Here is a 21500-nt window from a genome sequence, read left to right on the forward strand (position 1 = left end):
CTACCAAGTTACGGCATGAAGCGATCTTGTAAGCACCCCCGTTTTAGTTCCACACACTTTTTGAGAGTTCCGGTTTTTCAGCCATCAGTCGGTACTCTTCCGGCGTCATGTTATTCAGGGATTCATGAGGCCGTTCGCTGTTATATTCAACCAACCAACGCCCAGTGATTTCTCGTGCTTCATTCAGTGTCCTGAACAGGTAAAAATCCAGGATTTCTGTCCGGTACGTCCGGTTGAACCGCTCAATAAACGCATTCTGTGTTGGCTTACCCGGCTTGATAAATTCCAGCTCCACACCATGGTCTTCAGCCCATTGCGCAAGCGTCAGAGATACAAGTTCCGGGCTATTATCCATCCGCATTTTCAACGGATATCCACGGTTTGCCACTATCCTGTCCAGCACTCTCACGAGCCGCTGTGCCGGGATATTCAGGTCGATTTCTATCGCCAGTACTTCGCGGTTAAAATCATCCACCACATTGAAGGTCCGAAAGTGTCTGCCGCAGACCAGCGCATCGTGCATAAAATCGATGGACCAGCTCTGGTTTAACGCTTGCGGCGTCGCCAGTGGTACTCAGTAAATCGGGCTTTACGCATGGTAATCTCCTTAAAGGACATATTCAGTATGTCGGAAGATCTTTAAAATTGAATGGTTCATTTTGCAGGGATACTTACATCCATAAATATTATGGTACAGGCTCTTTTTTCTTCGCCTCTGTCCAGATTTGAGTATCTTTAGATTTTCCTTCCTTAACCTTAGGTATTGACTCCTGGCCAGGCCATCAGGCATAGACATTTTATGCCCGGTATCCTACCATCTCGATGGAGAACACTACATTGTAGCTACAAATCCAATCTACTATTAAAGAGCACTCAAACCAAATTTATACGTCATATCCGGCATTTTTGAACACTGAACGCACATGTTTAGTAAGGCTATGAAGATCGTCATAAGCCATCGGGCCAAAATCTGGACAATAATCACTAACATACTCGTTTATTACATGTGTAACTGACTCCATCTTCTTACCAAGCTCTTCAATATATTTAGGCAAGATACATCTATTAACTCCTGAACCATATTCTTTTTTTTGACTAATCATAGACCACTGTACTTCTCCTTTATAAGACTTAATGGCCTCTTCTAATAACACAACAACTTCCGGATTCTCTTCTTTGAAGCGAAAACTGGTGTAAGGAGGATACTTAGAACGATCAACCTTTTCAAAATGGTCATTTACCCATTCATCCTGAATCCGACTCTGATAACGACGCCACTCGAGAGCACCTAAAGATTCGATAAAATCCAATAATACGGTTTCTTTCTTACCTATCTGAAACATTGTTTTAACCTCTGTAATTTTTCGGAGAGCGTCATATTCCTTAATTTATAGATTTGATATGCTTTTCCCAGTCCCCCTTAGGGATCGGTTTTAATGACAATCTTGGATCGCAAACATACTTACCATTGGTATAAACCTTACGGTAAAGTCAATATAATTTCACTTCCAGAAGTCGTAGATTTCGTATGTAGGGAAATACAAGCCCTAACATTTTTACATATAATTCATTTTTTAGATTGCATCTAACCTCGGTAGTTAGCATGCAAAAAAATCTTCATTTTCTGGTGGAATAGAAGGCGTTACACACAGTCAGATCCAGAAATTATGCAGACAATCTACCTACCGACAACTGGTTGGAATACACCGCCTTTAAGGTCGGGACTTAGTTTAAGGTGCGGATGATGCAGGATTATCTGATAGTGACCTCTTAGAAAATCGCGCAGCACGAGCCGGAACACTTAAAGACCGACTAAGGGTCTGTAAGTTCTCCTGCCGTAAACAAAAACAACTTAAGAAGCGGCTCGAGGTCACCGGCATTTCGCAGCGTTAAAACGCTAACTGATTGCCTTATCGAATAAAATTCCGGCATAGTGGCCAGCATATTTTTACACAGTGATTTCGTAGAGTGTATCAGGTGGCGACAGATACGCTTCGAAATCCGTATGTATTACATTATATAGTTCAGATAATTTTATTTTCGTTATAATTTCGATCTGGTTGCACTCAGTCAATGCGACTATCATTTTTTCTGCATTTGTAATCCTGTACATATCAGCCAGGGTATCAAGTAGTATCTCAAGACGAGCTTTAGCTCCTGGCGGGAAACCAATATCTGATGTCTCTGGATCATACTCATCATAATCAATTAGATATGTTGCATTAGGATAACCAGGTCGATCCCCTATAATAAAAATAAAAACATCATCTGATGGAATGAATTCCACAGGAAAGTTATATAACTGCTCTTCAGTTATCTTACTGATACCGACTTCCCTACTAGACATATATTCTTCCAAGTTTATTTTTGTCTCGTGAACGACAGGGGGAAATACGTAACCACAAATATCATTTGACATCCGTTATCGGGTCAGTGGTCTTTTTATGGATGATTTTCGCCAATGAGACCACCTCAAGGTGTAGAAGCAAAGATCTCGACCAATTGGCCGGAATCTCGTACAACTAAGTCATATCACTTTTAACTATAAATGTATAAATCAATATCTAGCTCAGCCCCAATATTGCTTATAAAAGCCAGTTTTTCCGTATTAAAACTCATTCCTGGCTTTTCACCATTCTCAATCTTAACGACAAATGTAAAAATAAAATTTACGCTATGTTTAATTTTAACGTACTGTAAGTCACTTTCCTTACCATAAAGCAATGAAATTATCTTATCTAGCTGTTCGTTAATATCATAAGACACCTCATCACCCGTAGATAATTTTCAACGCGTCTCAATGCTTGGTTTTTTTTGGCCGTCAGGGATACATCCCTTTATTCTTACTTCATCAGGCTGAAGGCAAAGTTTCCGGGTAACATCATCAACGTCAAAAGAGTCACCATAAATAGAAAAATATGCCATTACAGTTGTTTTATCCATAATAATACCCTATTTAATGTACTCGCCTGTCGGTATACCATCCCACTTACCATCTTTCTTAAAGATCCACAGTTGCCCAGAATCTCTTTCTACATAAATGTCATAGTTAGTATTTTTCCCATCACCCAAAAAATCCCCCTTCAAAGCATGAGCATCTACGTCATTATTTTTTAAATTTTTATCATCCGCCATTTTATATTAGACGGCTTTTCCGCTCCATTATCGTGCCCGTCACTTACCATATGATTTGGCAAGTCAGGTACGGCCTCGGTATTACCTGTATTGTTTGGTGGTTGATCTACAGTCTGGTTACCATCTGTATTACTGGGACCCGCATCAGCTTGCCCTGTATTATTTCAAGTATGGTTTACACCCTGATCTGGTAGTTAGTTTCCGCCCGTATTGATTGGGCCTGGTCCAGCTATCTGGTCACCACCTTTATGAGCAGGAGCTGAAGTGAATTCAGATACTTTCCGGTGATCTCATCGTTACCCATCATCTACAACGTGACAACATGCTCTAGCTCATCAGACGTCATCTTGTCCGCAACATCCTTGATAGCTGCCCCTACGATACCGACTATACCCGCCTTGGCTCCGATCTCTAGCAGTTGCTCTGCAACCTTGCTACGACATGGGGCAGCGATAGCACAACCTTCCGCAACAACCTTCAGATAATTATTCTCAACTGCATTCTTCCCGGCCTGCACATCCGCCAGGCTGTTGCCTGTCACGCCCCCGACCAGCCCTGCCGCCAGCGTACTCAGCGCGCTGATGGTCTGCTTCTGCTCTTCGTTCAGGTCATCCCGCTTTATCCCCGGGTACATCTGCTGCGCGATGAATTCCGCAGTGGTCGCCCCGCGGCGCCTGACAGTGCATTATTCCCTTGTATCTTCGCCACCACCGCGCCCAGCACCACATGGGCCATCAGGTTTGCTTCGGTGTTCACCTCGCCCGTTATCGGGTCAGTGGTCTTTTTATGGATTATTTCCGCCAGATACGGCGCCGCGCGACGGATCCTTTTCCGCCTTCAGGCCCGCAATCTCACCCTGCGTCCGCGCTATATCCGCCGCCTGGTTCCCAATCTCCGAGATAAGCTGCGCTGCCTGCACCTGCCCCGCCCGCCGCTGCGCTGTTGCCCTCGGCATATGCAAGATGGCCACGATTCTTTCAACAGAATGATATTATTGGGCTAACGGAAGATAGAACATCAATCACATCATTATCTGTAACTATCAAGTAATGAGTTATATTATCTCCGTCATGAGTATTGACGCTTTGTTCGTTAAACCATGTTAGATATCGGGATCCTTCTACTGTATAGATCCCTATAACCATTTGACCATTCAAGTCATCTTGCATTTTTAACAGTTCACCTTCATCGGTAACACGGAAAGAATGTACCCAATCAAATGCAACACGGCTTTTTTTCGTTTCATCTGCATGACCTGAAGCTAAAATCAGTTCCAAAGTTCCAGATAAATATCTAAGATCAACCAATTGATTTATCTTAGCATAATTTTCACCACAGGTGATATACATCAATTTTTCAGTCATATAAGATCATTCGTCATATCTAAATTTGATCCTGTTTTTGCCCGACTGGATTTCTAATGTTGGTCTTCCATCAGTGCTCACGAACAATAACAGTTCGACCATCAGGAAGTTTACCCACTCGGCCACCAGGAATTTCTTTAATCTCTGTAGGAGCTAATGAATCAGTTTCACTTTGCCTGTTGTGCCATATTTAACACCTGCACTTGTTGTGACTGTAAATTCCCACCGCAATTAGCTGTTACTTTGTATTATTCATGGCATTAGTAGATTTCAGGCAGGCAGTAACTACCTCCTCACTCGCCGAGCCAAACATTTGCTATTCTAACTAACTGAGGAGGTAAGACGACTAAGAGACACCTCAACTAGGCATTAGGATCCTCGTAACGCTTATCTTGTTTTATTAAAGGCTCAATTTCGTTGTTCCATACTACCTTTTGAAATAATTGTGCTTCTGTCGGCTCGATTATTTCTGTTAAATAATTACGAACTGCCTTTATTGCTATGTTGAAATCTTTTTTCTCCAGATCATAAAAATTAATTTGATCAAGAACATAAACTTCCATTACTGTTTCATAAAGCGCGGGATACTTTGCATTTAATGCCTTATCAAATAATACTTCCAAAGCTCCTGATGCACTTCTATTTAACACAACACTTAAATTATCGCCACTATTTTTACCATAGCCAATACCAATATATGAACCCATAATCACCTCAATATAATAATTTTATCCTGGTGTTATTTTGGAAGTATTTTAACATAACACATAAATATCAGTTGATTCCCAGGCGTTAACACACTGAAATCAACCGGAACTATATCTGCCTTATTTAAATGTTTAATGATTTGATCTTGACCAGGAGGAAACGCCCCGACTTCTCTCGAAATCGTCATGTTTTGTTTCATAGAACTTGTTAATACCATCTATTTCCACTTGTTTTAGATTTTTTGCTGTATACATTAAATCAACTGTTTTGCCTTTATTCGCCCCAGTTGTGATAACAAAATCTGCATTTGCTGTACCAACGGTTCCTTCTGGTAGCCTTTCCATTTTTCCCAATGAGGTTTCCAATCTTGCAGCTGCAGCCGCCTCTGCTGGATTATATTTTCCGTTGCCTAATGCATCTTTAGTATTAAGTCGGCCATGCCCTTCAAGTGGTGTGACATTAACTTTTACTTCGTAAATACCATCTATGTTCTTAACTAACTGATTCGTTGTATCCGGCAAATGCTCAAATGAGGCACCGCCGCCTCCGCCGCCCGAGCCGGAGAACTTACAGACGCTGCGCAGGGTCTGTAAGTTCTCCGCCCGCAAGCAGCGGCAGGTCACGGAGCTGATCGAAGTGATCGGCAAACCGCAGCGGTGAGGCGGTAACCGACTGGTGTATAAAGTAAAATCCCCTCAAGTTGACTGGTTACTACCAGGCTCAGATCAGATCTTCACCATTTAACAGTACAATGACATTTTCCTTACCAAGCTCATTTCTAACCATATCGGCCATTTCGTCAGTCGATATTTCTAATGCTTTATTGTTCACATCAATGTAAAAATATGATTCAGGGTCGAAACCAAATTCATTAGATATCTCTTTGTCAAAAGGTCCCAACGTTCTTGCTTTATACAAAATGTAATGTTGGGGGAATACCTTTGGATTACTTGATAAAAGACGATCCAACTGAGGTTGTAGCTCATAAACTGAAAATTTAGTGTAACACCTTATACTTATTGACATATTTACTCACTTTACCCTAATCGCATTACCGGATTTATCGATAATAATTAACTTATCCATGCCCAACACTGGCCATTGACTGAACTGGTTTTGTAACGCTTTCATACTCACCTTAGTATCAGAAATATTGATTACGACATTAGTAGTTTGTCCCTCATCAATCTTTCCTTTTACTTCAGTCCAAATATTTCTAACGCTACTAGATTTTTGCGCATAGTGATCAAAAATCTCACCATTAATCCGGTAATCTGGATTTTTGTTTCCAGCTACAGAAGGGTTTTGTTCTACATAAAACCCTGATTGTGAGAGAATTTTAGCACTCTCATTTTCTCGGTTTAGGGAGCGAATATTCTCCTTCGTCATACCTGGTTCTATCTTAGTGACAGGCCCTGTTAAAGCCCCCTCAGACTTCGTAATCACATTACCGATAGAACCGGTTTGCCATATAGTAGAGTTACCCGGTGACGCTATTGCGCCATCTGTCTTACCTATAACATTATTTCCAGCAACACCACCAAAAATTGCCGCTGTCCCTAAGCCTATATTCAGTGCACCTTCACCATGGTTGCCATCAACGATCTGGCCGATCCCAGTACCGGCTTGATAACCCCCACCTGCTGCCAGCGTTGAACGTGCAATAATTCCCGGAGCACCCGGCAAAGCGAGTAAAGCATCGGTTCCTAATGCAGCCTGGCCGGATTGCACGCTATACCCTTTCAGATAACTCAGCGCCTCATTGTATGCTTTGGTATCTCCTGTTGAGGCAACAAATGCTTTTCCTGCAACCAGTGACTGAACAGCGTCAGCCGCTTGCTGTGGGGTATATCCGTACATAGACTGAAGTTCATAACCATACTGGTTAAGCAATCCAGCTAGCTCTTGCTTCTGGCCTTCTGTCAGTGGTTGGCCTGATTGGAACTGTTGCAGCAACACATTGCTGGCTCGATCTTCATTCGTCAGTCTGACAATATTCTGTGAAGCTTCTAACAGGTTTTTACCGGCTTTCTGATCCTTAATGGATTTATTCAGTGTTTCGGCTTTCTGCACGCTCAGGAAGTTGTGCTCGGCCGACAACTTACCCGCCTGCGCCCCGGCCACCGCGTCCGCTGTACCGTTACCGACCACGCCTCCTGCCAGACCCGCTGCCAGGGTGCCCAGCACGCTGATGGTCTGCTTCTGCTCTTTCTCTTTATCGAAGACAGGACTCAGCGTCTGGCTGGCGTGCTCCGCATCGCGGCTGAGATTAGCCACATCCTGCTGCTGCTTGTCTGTATCACGTACCGTGATGGTGCCCGCCGACACTGCCGACCGGGTCGTGGAGCTGTCGTGCCCCTCTTTGTTGACCCCGGTCAGCAGCGTGTTCGCCAGGTTCCCCACGAACTGGCCACCAATGTTACCGCCGGTGCTGAACCCTCCGCTCTGGTGTTCCACCTTGTAATCGGCCTGGTTGTGGATATCCCCCCCACCCAAGCTCCTAATCCAGCTACGTCGGCGTAAAAAAGAAGGTTTCAGGGCTTAGAAGCAAAGATCCCGTCCAGTTGGCCGGGATTAGAGGCATAGATATTTATAAAGATCCTGATTTATATATTAATCCAGATTTTTATATCTCTCAGGTATATATTCCTTATGTTCCATAGATTTCATCAGATCTAAAAGATCAGCCAAAAACCAAGATAGCTCTTCTTTGCCTGAACACTCAGTTAACTTCTCTATTTGTTCGTCTGAGCAATTTTTCAAAACATAGTTTACACAGTCTGAAAAAACTACAACTTCAGACTCAGAGAGACGAACATCAAACAAAGTGACGTTTACCCCTGGAATGTAATCAACCTTGAGAACATCCATCATTACCACCTTACATAGTCAGATAATTTATTCTTAAATTCATATAGTTGACTGCTATCGGGCCTGCTCCATCGACCATCATTTAAACGTTGCGCTGTGTTCTTGTCAGAGTTCTTGAATGAAGTGACAACTTCCCCATTAGGATCAATGACGTGGATATTCGCACCACTACCTTTAACGATCCAACTGCCATCTTCTTGAAGCAAAATGTCTGCTGGTCGTGATTGCTGTACATCATTAATAACAGCGCCAACCGGACGCCCCTCACTATTTCGGATCTCCGCAGGCTGGCCTTGCGTGATTTTATTACTACTCTCGCAGTTCGTCGGTAAATCAGGCGCACCTTCTGTATTACCTGTGTTATTAGGTGCTTGCGCTACAGTCTGGTTACCACCTGTATTCCCGGTATGGCTGCTGCCATTCTGATCGTGTTGACCCGACGTGGTCAGCGTCGTGCCTCTGTTCTGCTCCGGGACAGGGTTCGTCAGCGTACTGTCAACCAGCGGCCGATCAAGCGCCGGTAAGGGAAGCAGTGTGCCTTTCTGCCCCTCGACCATTTCCTTATACGCTGCCTGCTGCTCCGGGGTGAGCCGCTCTATTGCATCGGCTTTATTTGTCATAGCCGCTGCCAGTATCATTGTGCGGTCTGCATTTGAGACATTGTCCATCGCCGTTTTCGCCACGCCGATGCCCAGCAACGCCCCCTGCCCTTTCTCCACTACCAAGTTACGGCATGAAGCGATCTTAGCGCATGCTGTGGCTCCAAAACGCGCTAAGGCTACCAGATTATTATTCTCAACCTACAATCAAGGGTAAGAAAATTACTCTTCTAAATAATACACCCCATGAGAACCTTCTAGAGAGGCATAAATATTCATCGCTTCTTCTCCTTCTGCTATGTACTCTACATCAATGGGCTCAGGAGGTACGTTTGGATTATTAAAATCTCCTTGTAAGAATTCTTTATATTGCTCAAGAATATAAACCAGCTGTTCTATCACAAGAATAACTCTTTGTTCTTTAACGTATTCACAAGCAATAAAAACTAAATTATTTGTTACCATTACCCAATGAGCATTACCTATACCATAAAAGCCATCTGGTGCCCTGCTGGATTCTAGGTTGGTTAAATTATCAATCCAAATCTCAATGGAATTTAGGGAATATTGAATATCATCAGATAACCAACCTGCTAACTCTCGAGAACCATAGCCTAAAGTGGTTTTATCTGTTGATAACCCAAATTTATTACCTACTGGTGTGAAATCTTTACTATTATTATTCCACCAGAAATTTATTCTATCATTTAGCATTGGTATCCCTACTATTAAATACGGGCCATGCAGTCGCACCTGAACCATCAGGCTTACCATAATAAGCTTCTATCTTAACACCGCTATCCGAATATCCAGTCCATCTTTCTGTATTTGGTATATTTGTTGAATTTTTAAGTGCACTTTCAATTTCTTGTGCCGTTTGTCTTTTTGACCAATAGTTCCCCACGAACTGGCCGCCAATGTTACCGTCGGTGCTGAACCCTGCGCTCTGGTGTTCCACCTTGTAATCGGCCTGGTTGTGGATATCCCCTCACCCCAGCGTGCCGGTATCCAGACGGTTGTTGTCTGCCGATGCCGTGGAGCCAATCACCGCCCCGTTAAGCTGGGTGTGCTCCCCCACCGTCACGTCAAACCCGCCCTTGCCCGCAAACAGCCCGGTCTGCTCTTTCACCGAGTCGTAGTTGCTGTGCATTTTGTCCCGGCTGACGTTCACGCTTGCCGACCCCGACATCGAGCCAAAGCTAAAGCTCCCGCCCGCGCTGGCGTTCTGCTGTTTGCTGTCGTAGCGGTCGCTGTCCTGCTCTGAGGTCAGGGTCAGGTTGCGCCCTACATCAGCCACAATGCTTTTGCCACTGACCGTTTCGGTGTTCGACGCCGAAGACAGCAGAATATCACGTGAGGCATTCAGCGCACTGAGGATAACTAACTGGTTTATAAAGTAAAACCAGAGTCAAATGGCAGGGATTTGGCTAAATAAGATCAGTTTCTTTTATTTTGTCCAAGCTTAGCTTTTCTAATGGAACATCGTATACGTCAGCTTGCTGCTGAATTAAAGTTATGACCCGGTGGAAAGCTGATAGATAGCCAGTTTGGAAGTTTTCATTATCTGTCCCTAATGCTGCAATTTTCTTGGTTTTAGCCTCTTCAGCAAGCTCTCTTAAAGCTTCACCTAAAGTAACAGCAAGTGCTTCATATTCATTAAATTCCATTATTTCTACCCTTTAGAATACCTTCAGCAATAGCTTTATATGATTCATGCCTATTTACATCTTGTTGCCAGTGATGCAGCAGGTTTTCCTGGTGCTGTGGACTTAGATTTTCCCAATCAGGTACATGTTCCAGACGTTTTGCGGGATCATTCAAATACCCCTGATGTTCCGCTATCTGCTTTTCATGTTTGGAAATAGCTTTTTCCAGATTTTTATCTGGGAGTTTGTTGTATTGATCATACTGTTTAGGATAGCGATCTTTAGCAGCATCAAAATTAACTTTGCTTTGCTGAGAAATTGCTCCATTATTCCGCGCATTCTCCTCATCCTGAGGCCCCCAGCCGCCCGGTGTTCCTGACCCTGTACCACCAAATTCGACTTTCTGTGCATCCGTCAGGTCTTTAGCAACATTAGGATTCGAAGCATTTTCAGAGCCATACTTGTCCTGAAGCAGGCCAAAATATTTCCTGGTAATCTCATCATTACCCAGCATTTCCAGCATGCCAAAATGCTCTAACTCATCAGGCGTCATCTTGTCGGAAACGTCCTTGATGGCTGCTCCTGCAAGACCCGCTATTCCCAATTTTGCACCCAGCTCCAGTAACTGCTCTGCAACTTTCGTCCGGCAGGGTGATGCCATAGCGCAACCTCTGGCTGCAACTGTCAGTATATTATTATTCTCAACCGCATTCTTCCCGGCCTGCCACCACATCCGCCGTGCTGTTGCCAGTCAGGCCCCCTACCAGCCCTGCCGCCAGCGTGCTCAGCGCGCTCAGCGCGCTGATGGTCTGCTTCTGCTCTTCGCTCAGGTCTTCTCGTTTTATCCCCGGGTACATCTGCTGCGCGATAAACTCTGCAGTGGTCGCCCCCGCTGTGCCTGATAGCGCATTATTGCCTTGTATTGTTATTAGTGGTTATCGCTGTGAGTTAGCATTATTTTCTGGATACTCTTCACTAAAAAATCTGTAAGTTGCCTCCAGCATTTCCGCATAAAATGGATCAGCAGAAATTTCTTTATATCTAGTATAAACTTTTGAGATTAAATCATCTGAAAATTTCATTCTAAAGGATGTCTTGCTGTATTTAATAAACCCATCCATCGTTTCATCTAAAATAGGTGTCGACATATTTGTTATATGCTGCTCAACATACTGCAAAGCATACTCTTTATTAAGATCAAAAAGATGAGAAAGGCAAGAGCTGTCTAAATAATCATCACTATTTTCTTTTGAACCTATTATTTTCTTGCAAAAAATCTCACACTCCTGTGGGTCGATAAAATGTAAGCTTGTAAGCAAGATGGCAACTTCATCTCGAGAATCATCATACGAATCAGCATTGGTATAACCATAATGCAAATAATTATTTAGTTCTAAAATAATTTGCTCTTTTGATTTTTTCATTATTTACCACTCCCTTTCACATCAAAGAGTTGACTAGTTACCGTGGACAATCTTTTTGTTCCATCAGGCTGTATCGTCCATGCAGCATTAAGCCGAACAGATCCAGTAGGTCCTTTTAAAACAACAGAACTCATTCTGTTTTCCAATGTCAATTCTTTAGCCGAGTCGAATAGCTTTTCAATAATAATACTATTATTTATATTAGATTCATTATCGATACCAGCCCTTGATAAGTTCTCCCCCATTGTACGAGACTTTTCGATTCTTCTGATATCATTCTTTAGCGCGTTTACTTCCGCCTTTTTACCTGATTTTTCAAAAGCACGTTGGTCTGCCATTTGTTCTGTTCTTAAAACTTCCAAACGTGCTTTCGATGCATTTAAGTCGCCAGAAGCTCCACCACGCAGCCATATTTCTACCTTATCCACAGGTATATGAATGTCATTTCTAACAGCAGTAAGATGGTTTTTACCATTTGCATCAGGCAACATCTGAATACCGCTTTCCATCCGAGCAACTTTTTGAATTATTTTTACCGTCGCTCCAGATACAATAGTATTACCGCCGATATTCCCCAACACTTTCCCTTGCAAAGATCCAACCATTTGTCCTGCAAGTTCTGGGTTATTCACTAACGCATAGTCATATAGCTGATTCCACTCAGCAATAGAGATTTTAATTGCATCATAGGTTTTATCATAGTTCCAAATGGCACTTGCGAGGTCAGCAATGGTATCCATAGGATGTAGAATAGTGTTGATGGCTCCTTCTAAGCTTTCTGATACTCCGTCTTTTAAACCATCCTTAACACCTTGTTCTCGACCTTTTTTAAAAGCATCTTTTTTACTTTGGTCATTTCCATAAATATCATCAAGATCGACACCTTCAGCCTGTTTTTGAATACTGGATTCAATTTCTTTATGCGTTCTTCCTGCTAAGTTAAAAGCATTATTCTCAACCGCATTCTTCCCGGCCTGCGCACCTGCCACCACATCCGCCGGGCTGTTGCCTGTCAGACCACCCGCCAACCCTGCCGCCAGCGTGCTCAGCGCGCTGATGGTCTGCTTCTGCTCTTCGCTCAGGTCATCCCGCTTTATCCCCGGGTACATCTGCTGCGCGATGAATTCCGCAGTGGTCGCCCCCGCCGCGCCTGACAGCGCATTATTACCCTGTATCTTCGCCACCACGGCGCCCAGCACCGCATGGGCCATCAGGTTTGCTTCGGTGTTCACCTCGCCCGTTATCGGGTCAGTGGTCTTTTTATGGATTATTTCCGCCAGATACGGCGCCGCGCCGCCGGCTATCGCCTTCGACAGGTCGCCACCCGCCAGCCCCTGTATTGCCGCCGTCGCCGCCTGGATGCCCTGCTGAATGGCGCTCCCGGTGCCGTAAGGCGCCATCGCGGTGTGGTAGGCTTTATCGGCTATCTGTTCGGCCGTGGGCTTTTTATTCCCTTTGGCAATCAGTTCCGCTCTCGCCGCCTCCAGCGCCGCCGGGTCTTTTTTCGCCTTCAGGCCCGCAATCTCACCCTGCGTCCGCGCGATATCCGCCGCCTGGTTCCCAATCTCCGAGATAAGCTGCGCTGCCTGCAGCCGCTTCTGCTCTTTCTCTTTGTCGAAGACAGGACTCAGCGTCTGGTTCGCATGCTCCGCATCGCGGCTCAGATTAGCCACATCCTGCTGCTGCTTGTCTGTATCACGTACCGTGATGGTGCCCGCCGACACCGCCGACCGGGTCGTGGAGCTGTCATGCCCCTCTTTGTTGACCCCGGTCAGCAGCGTGTTCGCCAGGTTCCCCACGAACTGGCCACCAATGTTACCGCCGGTGCTGAACCCTGCGCTCTGGTGTTCCACCTTGTAATCGGCCTGGTTGTGGATATCCTCCCACCCCAGCGTGCCGGTATCCAGACGGTTTTTGTCTGCCGATGCCGTGGAGCCAATCACCGCCCCGTTAAGCTGGGTGTGCTCCCCCACCGTCACGTCAAACCCGCCCTTGCCCGCAAACAGCCCGGTCTGCTCTTTCACCGAGTCGTAGTTGCTGTGCATTTTGTCCCGGCTGACGTTCACGCTTGCCGACCCCGACATCGAGCCAAAGCTAAAGCTCCCGCCCGCGCTGGCGTTCTGCTGTTTGCTGTCGTAGCGGTCGCTGTCCTGCTCTGAGGTCAGGGTCAGGTTGCGCCCCACGTCAGCCACAATGCTGTTGCCGCTGACCTGCGCGCCCTGCAGCGTGGTGTCCCGCCCGCTGGTCAGGGCCACGCGGTTCCCGCTTTCCACCGTGGTTTCGCTGCGCGCGACCGTACTGCCGTTCTCTTTGCCTTTTCCGGCGTTCACGCTGGCCGACACGTTGATCCCCGCGCCGCCAGAGCCATAGCCTATCCCAACGCCCACGCTACCGCCGTGGCTGCTGTTGCTGCCACTGACCGTTTCGGTGTTCGACGCCGAAGACAGCAGAATATCACGTGAGGCATCCAGCGTCGTATCTCGCCCGGCCTGTAACTGGCTGCCCACCACCGCAATATCCCCGCCGGTGGCCTGAATATGGATATCACGTCCGGCGTTCAGCTTGCTGCCCGAAGCCGTCTGCTGGTCCAGTTTACGCTCGGAGGTTGACGACTGGCTGCCGTAGCTGAGACTAATACCAACGGTGTTGTCGTTCCCCTTCACGTCGCCGGTGGCCTCATCTTTCGCCACCGCCTGCGCGGCGCTGACGCCGGTCAATGCCGCCTGGGTGCCCTTCAGCGCCGCCAGTCGCCCGTCGCTTTCGTTGTGGGCCGACTTCGCCTGCTGCACCGCGGTGTTCACCGCGCTGCCCGCCGTGCCGGAAAGCGCCAGCGTGAAGCCGCTGGACTTCTGTTCGGTTTTCGTCAGTTCTGTGTGGCTGTTCTGTGCCGCCGTAATGGCGACCTCACGCCCGATAATGCTGAGATCCTGCCCGGCCACCACGTCGCTGCCGTGCACTGTCGCCGCGTTGCCCGCCGTCAGGCTGACGTTCCCGGCGCTGCTGCCCACGGTACTGCCTTTTTTGACGTTGCTGTCGCTCTCGGTGGTCACCTTTTGGCTGGCCGAGCCCACCGTAAAGCCAATGCCGCCGGTGCCCATCAGGCCAGATTTTTTCTTCTGTGTGACCTGGGTGTCATGCATTGATTCATCGGCGGTGGTCAGCGTCAGGTTGTTGCCTGCCGCAAGCGCCACATCCTGCGTGCCAACCACATTACTGCCCTGCACCGTGAGATCGTTCCCCGCGCGCATCTGCACGCTGTTGCCGCTGAGCGTGGTGCTCTGCGCGTCGCGCTCGCTGGTGTTGCCGTAAAAATCATAGGTCGTTTTCGACAGGAAGCCTTTCTTCGTCCACTGGCTGCGGCCTTCATGGTCAAAGGTCGATTCGCCGCTGGTCAGGTTGATGTCATTCCCCGCCTGGGCGATTAAACCGTCCTGCGCAGTGATGTCTGCCGCCCGGGCGTTAATGTCCCGACCGGCGGAAAGCTGGAGGTTGCCTCCGGCGTCGATGCGGCTGCCCGCCTCGCTGGTTTGCAGCGTGCGGTCGAAGTGTTTGGCATCCCGCGTGTAGTCGGTGCCGTGGCTGAGCTGCCGCGTATCCAGGGTCAGATCCCGCCCCGCCGTCAGCCGCGTGTCGCTCTCTTTGCCCCGGTTGACCAGCTCGCTGGCGGTCAGGCGAATATCGTTGCCGGCTTGAAGAATCAGTTTCCCCTGGTCGTTTTCAACGTAGATCCCGGCCGTACGTTCCAGCCACGCTTCTGTGCCCTGGCGGCCGCCCTGGGTCTGGCTGACGATGTCATGCCCGGCCGCCAGCGTCAGGCTGTCGCCCGCCATCAGTTTGCCGCCGGTGTTGGTAATATCGTTTTTCGCCAGTACCGTGAGCTTGTCACCCTGAATGAAGCCTGCGTTGCTCAGGTTTTCCGCGCTGATTTGCGTCAGCTCGCGGCCTTTCACCGTGCCGCTGTTGGTGACATCGCCCTGGGTATTCATCAGGACTCGGTTGCCTGCCAGCAGCGCGCCGCTGCCGGTCACATCGTCCGGTTTCACCCGGACATAAAGCTGCGGCACGCTGACCACTTCAGTGCTGCCGTCCGGCAGGGTGACGGTTTTATTCACCATCCACACCATGTCGCTGGTGAGCAACGCCGCCTGCTCAGCGCTCAGCGCCACGCCGGGCTTAAGCTGGTACTGTTCCGCAAAGGTTTTGCCGTTGTTCAGCAGCCATTTGTACTGCTCATTGTCGTCGCTCATTCCCGTCAGGAAGCGCTGCCCGGTCGCCTGAGCAACCTGGTCACGCACCAGTTTTTGCTCGTAAAAACCGTCGCCGAGACGCTTCTGCAGGCGGTCGCCCCAGACATCTGCGCTGCTGAACAAAGCCTTACCGCTGGTAAAGCGGCTGTCGGTTTCAATCAGGTAATGGTTGTTGTTCCCCGGATGCAGCACGAACAGGCTGCTTTCCGGAAGACGGAGCACCGGCGGCACGACCCGCACAACCAGCTCGCTCGCCTGGCCGTTTTGCTGCAACGGCAGGTCGAGGATCCCCCCCGGCTGTGAGGCCGCCAGCGCGTCAAGGTCCGCCGGGTTATTGAGCGTCACGTCTACCGTCCCGCTGCCGCTGGCACGGCCCCCTGCCGCCGCCTCTTGCGTCACGCCGTCGGCAACAATTTTTGTCCCTGAATTATTTTGCGGCCCAATGAGCTGCCCCGCTCCTTGCCCGGCGCGCGTGGCCACCTGCATCAGCCCCATCGCCAGCGGCGTTTCGCTGTTATTCCCCGCATAGGCATAGACGGACTGCCGGGTTTTCCACTTGCCGCCGCCCTTGTAGTTAGAGATGGTCTGGCCTTGCTCAACAATCCGCTGCACGCCCTGGGTTTCATTGTTGAAGACCTGCCCCGTGCGGGTGACCAGGTCCCCTCCGGCGATGATGCGGCTGTCCTGGTTGGTGAGGGTGCCACCTTCAACCGTCAGATCCCTGCCGCTGCGAATTGTCGACGGATCTTTGTGCACCACCTGCGTTTGCCAGACCTGCCGGGTGTAGCGGTATTCATAGAAGTGTTTCGTCACGCCGCCGGGGATAAAGAAGCGCAGTCGGTTATTGCTCCCCGGCTCTTTTTGCAGACTAACACCCGGGATGCGGTTGCCGTTCTCATCAATGGCGTAACGGAAGCGACCTTCCCACGGCCCGAGACGATAGCGTTTCCCGTCGCCGCCAAAACAGGCACCGTCGCCATCGCCGGTGCAGAACTGGAACTCACTCACTTCGCCTGAGGACGACACCAGCCCCGGCGCATCGCTCAGTAACAGGTGAATATCCCGGTTGTCGATTTGCTGTGCCGCCAGGTGCATAGCCCCCATGGCTTCGATATCGGCGCTAAAGTTTTCCACTTTTTGCGCCAGCCCGGAAAGGGTGCCGTCCGGGCTCATCTGCCCGCCAATCGCCATATCACCGTCGCTGTAAATCAGGGCGTGATCTCTGTTGGTCAGGTTGTCTGTCGCGACGATCAGCCGCTGGCGGGCCGCAATCGTTGCGGCTTTATTCTGCGGCGCATCTTTGTCGTTGATTAGCCTGCGGGCGTCAATCAGCAGGTTATCGCCGTAGATCCGCCCCGGGCCGCTGTTATGCAGCGTGTCGGCGATAAGATGGCTATTTGTGCCGTCCACCAGCCCCGTGTTGGTCATTTGCCCGGCGCGGACAGCGACCGTGCTGCCCTTGATTTCGCCGCTGCCGCTATTGTTCAGCGCAGGCGTGGTAATGGCCAGCGTTCTGAGCGCCGTCAGTAAGCCCGCATTGGTCAGCCCCCCGCGAGCGTCAAGGGTCAGGTCGCCGTTGCTGGCGAGGGTGCCGTCCTGTAACAGATGCACCAGCGTTGTCAGGTTGAGCGCCTGCTCGGCCGTGATGCGCCCCACGCCATCCAGCTGACGAAGCTGCACGGTCATGTTGCCCTGCGAAACCAGCTCCCCGCCCTGGTTGCTCATCACCAGCGCGCCGGCGTTCACCGGTGCAATGTCCAGCTGTTGTTGGGAAGAGAGCAAACCGCCGCGGTTGTCCAGCGCCGCCTGAATATCGGCGGCAAGTTGATTCGCCGCCCTCAGCGCTCCCTGCTGGTTATTGACCGCACGCGCAGTGAGCTGCAGGTTGCCCGCCTCAATGCCCTGCCCGCTGGTGCGCGTGTTGTGGTTATCCAGGCTGTCTGCCGCGAGCGTGAGCGTCCCGTTAGCTTTAATAAAGCCCTGGCTGTTATTGAGATCTTGATTAACCTTCAGCTCGCCGTCTTTCCAGGCAAAAACTTTGCCCTGCTGGTTATTCAGCGTGTCGGCGCTGAGCGCCAGGCCACCGCCCGACAGCAGTTTGCCGCTCTGGTTATCGATTTGCCCGCTGAACAACGACAGCATGGTGTTGCCCTGCAGCGTTCCGCCCTGATTATTCAGCAGCCCGCTCAGCAGAGTGAGCGTCTGGTTAGCCAGGATCTGGCCCTGCGGGTTGTTGAACACGCCCTGTTGCGCGTCCAGGTGCATAGCCCCGCCGGCCTGTATCTGGCCGGTCTGGTTGTTAAACGCCGTACCGGTGAGTGATGCATCCCCCAGCGAGCTAATCTGCCCGCCCAGGTTATCCCACTGCCCGCCTTTGCCGTCCAGTTGCCCCGCTGCCAACAGGCCAGCGCGGTTGTCTACATTCCCGCTGCGCAGAGTCAACTTACCGCCCGAACGAATGCCGGTGGTATCACCGCGGGTGTCTGCGTTGTTAAGCCTCGCCCCCTGGGTATCAAGGGTAAGATCGCCGGTCGCCTGGATCAGGCCGCCCGTGTTATCCAGCCCTTCGCTGGTCAGCGTCAGCTGGCTGCCGGTCAGTCTGCCTCGCTGGTTGTTCACCTGGCCACCGTGGAGAGCCAGCGCCTGCCGGGCGGCAATGCGCCCGTCACCGTTGAGCAAGGCCCCGTCCAGCGTCAGGCTGGCGTCGTCAGCCGCAGACTGGATCAGCCCGCCGGCGTTGTTCAGGCTGCCGGCACGAAGCCCCAGCGCGCGCAAGCTTTCAAGGGTGCCCTGACCGTTATCGATTGCCCCGGAGATCAGCAGGTTCACCGCCCCCTGCGGCGTACTGATTCGCCCCGTCTGGTTATTCAAGTCTGAGGCATTGAGCGCAATGCCCTGCTGCCCGACCAGCCGCCCGTCGCGGTTATCCAGGCCCCGTGCCAGTGAGATATTGGCGGCGCCGTTGGCTGCCATCAGGGTTCCGGCCCGGTTGTCCAGCGCATCACCGGCCAGGGTGAGGCCGCTACCGCTTTGAATGGTGCCGCTTTGGTTGTTTACGGACTCGCTGGCGTTCAGTTTTAACTGCCCGTCGCGGCTACTGAGCAGGCCATGGCTGTTATCAAGCCCTTCCGTACCCAGCGTCAGCTCGCTCGCGCCGCTGGTTTCACCGCGCCGGTTATCCCAGCCTTTCCCTTCGGCGTGAACTTTATCTGCCGCGATCAGGCCGGACTGGTTATTCACCTCCCCGGCGTGCAGCGTCAACGTGCCCCCGGCTCGAATGCCGGTTTTGTTGCCCAGGGTCTGGGCGTTATTCAACTGCTGGCCCTGAGTATTCACCGACAAGTCGCCTCTGGCCTGAATCAGCCCCGCCGTGTTATCCAGCCCCTGCCCGGCAAGGGTCATGGATGCCGCACTGATGCTGCCCTGCTGGTTGTTCAGCCCGGCACGGTAGCTAAGGCTAAAATCTCCGTCGCCGCTGAGCGTTCCCTGCTGGTTATTCAGCGCTCCCGCCGTTATGCGCACCCCGCTCTGGCTGGCAATTTGCCCGCCGCTGTTATCGATTTCGCCGCTGAACGTGAGCGAGGCTTCTCCCGGCCCCCGCTGCAGCAACGAGCCACCGCGGTGCAACAGGCTATTCCCCTCAAGCTGCAGCCGCTGGCCCTCGGTCCTGGCCCCGTTCAGGGACAGGCGAGCGCTGTTCAGACTCAGGAAATCCTCACTGAGCATGTCGCCCTTGTCGCCGATGAAATCCTGACTGGTTACGGCCAGCCCGCCAGTCTTCTGCGCTATCAAACGCCCCTGCTGGTTGTCGATGCGCGCTGCCTGAAGGGTGACGCCACCATCAAAACTGCCGAGCTGCCCCTGGGTGTTGTTCAGCGTCTCAGCCTCAACCGCCAGACCGCGCGCCGCGGTGATCGACCCCTGCGTGTTATCGACGGAGCGGGTTTTCAGCGCTAAAGCCTGGGCCCCGGTTTGCGCCAGTTGCCCTTCGCGGTTGCTGATTTCGTCCGCTTCAAGATGGAGGGTTTCTGCGCTGAGATGGCCTTTATCATTGCGAATCTGACCCTGGGTGCTGGCGCTAAGGCTACGATCCGCCGCCAGCGTGGCGCTGCGGGTGTCAATGTCCCCTTGAGTGGCGGTGAGGGACAGGTCTTTCGCCTTCAGCTTTGCGCCCTGTAAATCCAGCGCCTGACCGCTGGCCGCAAGCCGTTCACCGGCCTGGAGTTGCCCCTGAGCCTGAAGTTTGCCGCCTGCGGTTAGCGTCATCGAGCCAGGCCGCGTCAGGTTGCCTTTCTCATCCACGCCTGCGGCAGTGACGCTGTTCTGCTGCGCGTCGATTGAGGCCGCCGTCACCTGCACATTTCCTGCCGCCAGCACCGTACCGCGCTGAGTGGTCTGGTTGCGGGCATCAAGCTGAACGTGCCCATCCGAGCGAATATTGCCGCTATTATCAATATCACCGGCTACGACGTGTACCGCCTGCGTCGAGCTCATTAGCCCGTTGTTTGTGAGCTTGCCGTCGGCGCTGAGCGACAGTTCTCCCGCTGACGCGCCAATCTCCCCGGCGTTACGTACCCCGACGCCTCGCTCGGTGCCCACCAGTTTAATTTTATTGGCATACATGCCGCCCAGCGCCGCCACGTCCAGCGCAAATTCGGGCTTATCTCCCGCGCTGTCCGGCCTGGTGGACAACACATTGCCCTGGGCATCGGTCTGGTTACGCCCGGTCGTCAGCTGTAAATTTTTTGCCTGTAACTGGGCGTTGACGTCAACCGAGCGGGCAATCAGGCGGGTGTAATCACTCTGCCCATCGTTAAGCCCCTTACCTTCGATGCGGATCCGGCCATTGTCCACGTCAAATCCCTGAAGGCGGCCATTTTCAATCCGCGCTTTACCCGCCGCCAGCGTGGAGGTATTGGCGTTGATAAAACCGCAGCCGCTACAGGTAATGCCCGCCGGGTTGGCAATAATCACATCCGCGCGCTTCCCGGCCACTTCAATAAAGCCGTTGAGCTGGCTGGGGTTGCGGCTGTTCACTTCGTTGAGAATGACTTTGGCTTCGCCGTTGGCGAGCCACGGGTTACCCGCCACCGCCCCGGCCAACTGCGTCTGACTGTTAACCCGGCTGTTGTTGAGCACCGCACCGCGTTCGCCCACATCAAACTGGCTGTAACGGTTGTGTGACAGGCCGTTTTCATTCGGCGCCTGAATATTGACCTGAGGCAGGCCGTTGGACGTGTTGACCACCGTCGGCTGCTGGCGACCGGCAGCGGAACCATCCGCCACAATGCCGTCCGCCCAGGCGGTGGGAGCAATAATTCCCCCGGCAAGCCATAACGAGAAGGTTAGCGCCGAGAGCCGGAGGCAGGCTCCAGGCGTGGCCCCGGTGCCGCGCGTCGACTCTCCGCCGTAGGCACGAGCTAATTCTGAAACCACCACCAGCATCTGGCGGGCGCGGTTAAAGACGATGCGGTAGCACAGCTTGTTCATAACAATAACTTCCCGT

At 50.9% G+C, this 21500-nt stretch carries 15 protein-coding genes and 4 pseudogenes; all 19 read right to left on the reverse strand.

Translation table 11 applies throughout. The features are described 5' to 3' along the window. Positions 1–43: 43 nt before the first annotated feature. The 19 genes and pseudogenes from VW41_13990 to VW41_14080 all read right to left on the reverse strand — a co-directional run bounded on the left by VW41_13990 (position 44) and on the right by VW41_14080 (position 21484). Positions 44–523: a transposase gene (locus tag VW41_13990; protein ID AJZ90062.1), complete on the reverse strand. Its 480-nt coding sequence runs from the start codon at positions 521–523 to the stop codon at positions 44–46. A gap of 361 nt (positions 524–884) precedes the next feature. Next, the gene (locus VW41_13995; protein AJZ90063.1) at positions 885–1343 is read right to left on the reverse strand and encodes a hypothetical protein; all 459 of its coding nucleotides are present in this window, start codon (positions 1341–1343) and stop codon (positions 885–887) included. Positions 1344–1948: 605 nt separating this feature from the next. Beyond that, the gene (locus tag VW41_14000) at positions 1949–2419 is read right to left on the reverse strand and encodes a hypothetical protein (GenBank protein AJZ90064.1); all 471 of its coding nucleotides are present in this window, start codon (positions 2417–2419) and stop codon (positions 1949–1951) included. Positions 2420–2538: 119 nt separating this feature from the next. After that, positions 2539–2733, reverse strand: a complete 195-nt coding sequence (locus VW41_14005) for a hypothetical protein (GenBank protein ID AJZ91975.1) — start codon at positions 2731–2733, stop codon at positions 2539–2541. Positions 2734–2952: 219 nt separating this feature from the next. Beyond that, the gene (locus VW41_14010; GenBank protein AJZ90065.1) at positions 2953–3135 is read right to left on the reverse strand and encodes a hypothetical protein; all 183 of its coding nucleotides are present in this window, start codon (positions 3133–3135) and stop codon (positions 2953–2955) included. Positions 3136–3442: 307 nt separating this feature from the next. Continuing rightward, on the reverse strand, positions 3443–3769 hold the full coding sequence (locus VW41_14015) for a hypothetical protein (GenBank protein ID AJZ90066.1): 327 nt from the start codon (positions 3767–3769) through the stop codon (positions 3443–3445). A 343-nt stretch (positions 3770–4112) separates the two neighbouring features. Further along, positions 4113–4499, reverse strand: coding sequence for a hypothetical protein (locus tag VW41_14020; protein AJZ90067.1), 387 nt, complete (start codon positions 4497–4499; stop codon positions 4113–4115). Between the two features lie 362 nt (positions 4500–4861). Further along, positions 4862–5086: pseudogene (locus VW41_14025) on the reverse strand (hypothetical protein). An 841-nt stretch (positions 5087–5927) separates the two neighbouring features. Next, positions 5928–6233 carry a hypothetical protein gene (locus tag VW41_14030; protein AJZ90068.1) on the reverse strand — a complete coding sequence of 102 codons (306 nt, stop codon included), beginning with the start codon at positions 6231–6233 and terminating at the stop codon, positions 5928–5930. A 6-nt stretch (positions 6234–6239) separates the two neighbouring features. Continuing rightward, positions 6240–7703, reverse strand: a complete 1464-nt coding sequence (locus VW41_14035) for a hypothetical protein (GenBank protein ID AJZ90069.1) — start codon at positions 7701–7703, stop codon at positions 6240–6242. A gap of 117 nt (positions 7704–7820) precedes the next feature. Next, entirely contained in the window at positions 7821–8078 is a 258-nt protein-coding gene (locus tag VW41_14040; GenBank protein AJZ90070.1) for a hypothetical protein, read from the reverse strand. A gap of 2 nt (positions 8079–8080) precedes the next feature. Further along, on the reverse strand, positions 8081–8380 hold the full coding sequence (locus tag VW41_14045; GenBank protein ID AJZ91976.1) for a hypothetical protein: 300 nt from the start codon (positions 8378–8380) through the stop codon (positions 8081–8083). A gap of 93 nt (positions 8381–8473) precedes the next feature. Further along, positions 8474–8803: pseudogene (locus VW41_14050) on the reverse strand (hypothetical protein). 96 nt (positions 8804–8899) lie between these two features. After that, a complete protein-coding gene (locus VW41_14055) occupies positions 8900–9451 on the reverse strand; it encodes a hypothetical protein (protein ID AJZ90071.1) in 552 nt (183 codons plus the stop codon). Between the two features lie 214 nt (positions 9452–9665). Then, complete coding sequence (locus tag VW41_14060) at positions 9666–9974, reverse strand: hypothetical protein (protein ID AJZ90072.1); 309 nt, start codon at positions 9972–9974, stop codon at positions 9666–9668. 130 nt (positions 9975–10104) lie between these two features. Next, positions 10105–10344 (reverse strand): hypothetical protein, encoded by a 240-nt coding sequence (locus VW41_14065; GenBank protein AJZ90073.1) that lies wholly within the window; start codon positions 10342–10344, stop codon positions 10105–10107. 280 nt (positions 10345–10624) lie between these two features. Beyond that, positions 10625–11011 (reverse strand): annotated as a pseudogene (locus tag VW41_14070) (hypothetical protein). Positions 11012–11258: 247 nt separating this feature from the next. After that, the gene (locus VW41_14075) at positions 11259–11747 is read right to left on the reverse strand and encodes a hypothetical protein (GenBank protein ID AJZ90074.1); all 489 of its coding nucleotides are present in this window, start codon (positions 11745–11747) and stop codon (positions 11259–11261) included. 701 nt (positions 11748–12448) lie between these two features. Beyond that, positions 12449–21484, reverse strand: a pseudogene (locus VW41_14080) (hypothetical protein). Between the last annotated feature and the right edge of the window lie 16 nt (positions 21485–21500).

This window comes from Klebsiella michiganensis, assembly GCA_000963575.1.
GTDB lineage: Bacteria > Pseudomonadota > Gammaproteobacteria > Enterobacterales > Enterobacteriaceae > Cedecea > Cedecea michiganensis_A.

What these genes read in the sequence shown, in the direction of transcription:
- VW41_14030 (AJZ90068.1), bottom strand. Translation starts at nt 6,233, where the DNA reads ATGTCAATAAGTATAAGGTGTTACACTAAATTTTCAGTTTATGAGCTA.
- VW41_14010 (AJZ90065.1), bottom strand. Translation starts at nt 3,135, where the DNA reads ATGGCGGATGATAAAAATTTAAAAAATAATGACGTAGATGCTCATGCT.
- VW41_14065 (AJZ90073.1), bottom strand. Translation starts at nt 10,344, where the DNA reads ATGGAATTTAATGAATATGAAGCACTTGCTGTTACTTTAGGTGAAGCT.
- VW41_14055 (AJZ90071.1), bottom strand. Translation starts at nt 9,451, where the DNA reads ATGGTAAGCCTGATGGTTCAGGTGCGACTGCATGGCCCGTATTTAATA.
- VW41_13995 (AJZ90063.1), bottom strand. Translation starts at nt 1,343, where the DNA reads ATGTTTCAGATAGGTAAGAAAGAAACCGTATTATTGGATTTTATCGAA.
- VW41_14040 (AJZ90070.1), bottom strand. Translation starts at nt 8,078, where the DNA reads ATGGATGTTCTCAAGGTTGATTACATTCCAGGGGTAAACGTCACTTTG.
- VW41_14020 (AJZ90067.1), bottom strand. Translation starts at nt 4,499, where the DNA reads ATGACTGAAAAATTGATGTATATCACCTGTGGTGAAAATTATGCTAAG.
- VW41_14015 (AJZ90066.1), bottom strand. Translation starts at nt 3,769, where the DNA reads ATGTACCCGGGGATAAAGCGGGATGACCTGAACGAAGAGCAGAAGCAG.
- VW41_14000 (AJZ90064.1), bottom strand. Translation starts at nt 2,419, where the DNA reads ATGTCAAATGATATTTGTGGTTACGTATTTCCCCCTGTCGTTCACGAG.
- VW41_14075 (AJZ90074.1), bottom strand. Translation starts at nt 11,747, where the DNA reads ATGAAAAAATCAAAAGAGCAAATTATTTTAGAACTAAATAATTATTTG.
- VW41_13990 (AJZ90062.1), bottom strand. Translation starts at nt 523, where the DNA reads ATGCACGATGCGCTGGTCTGCGGCAGACACTTTCGGACCTTCAATGTG.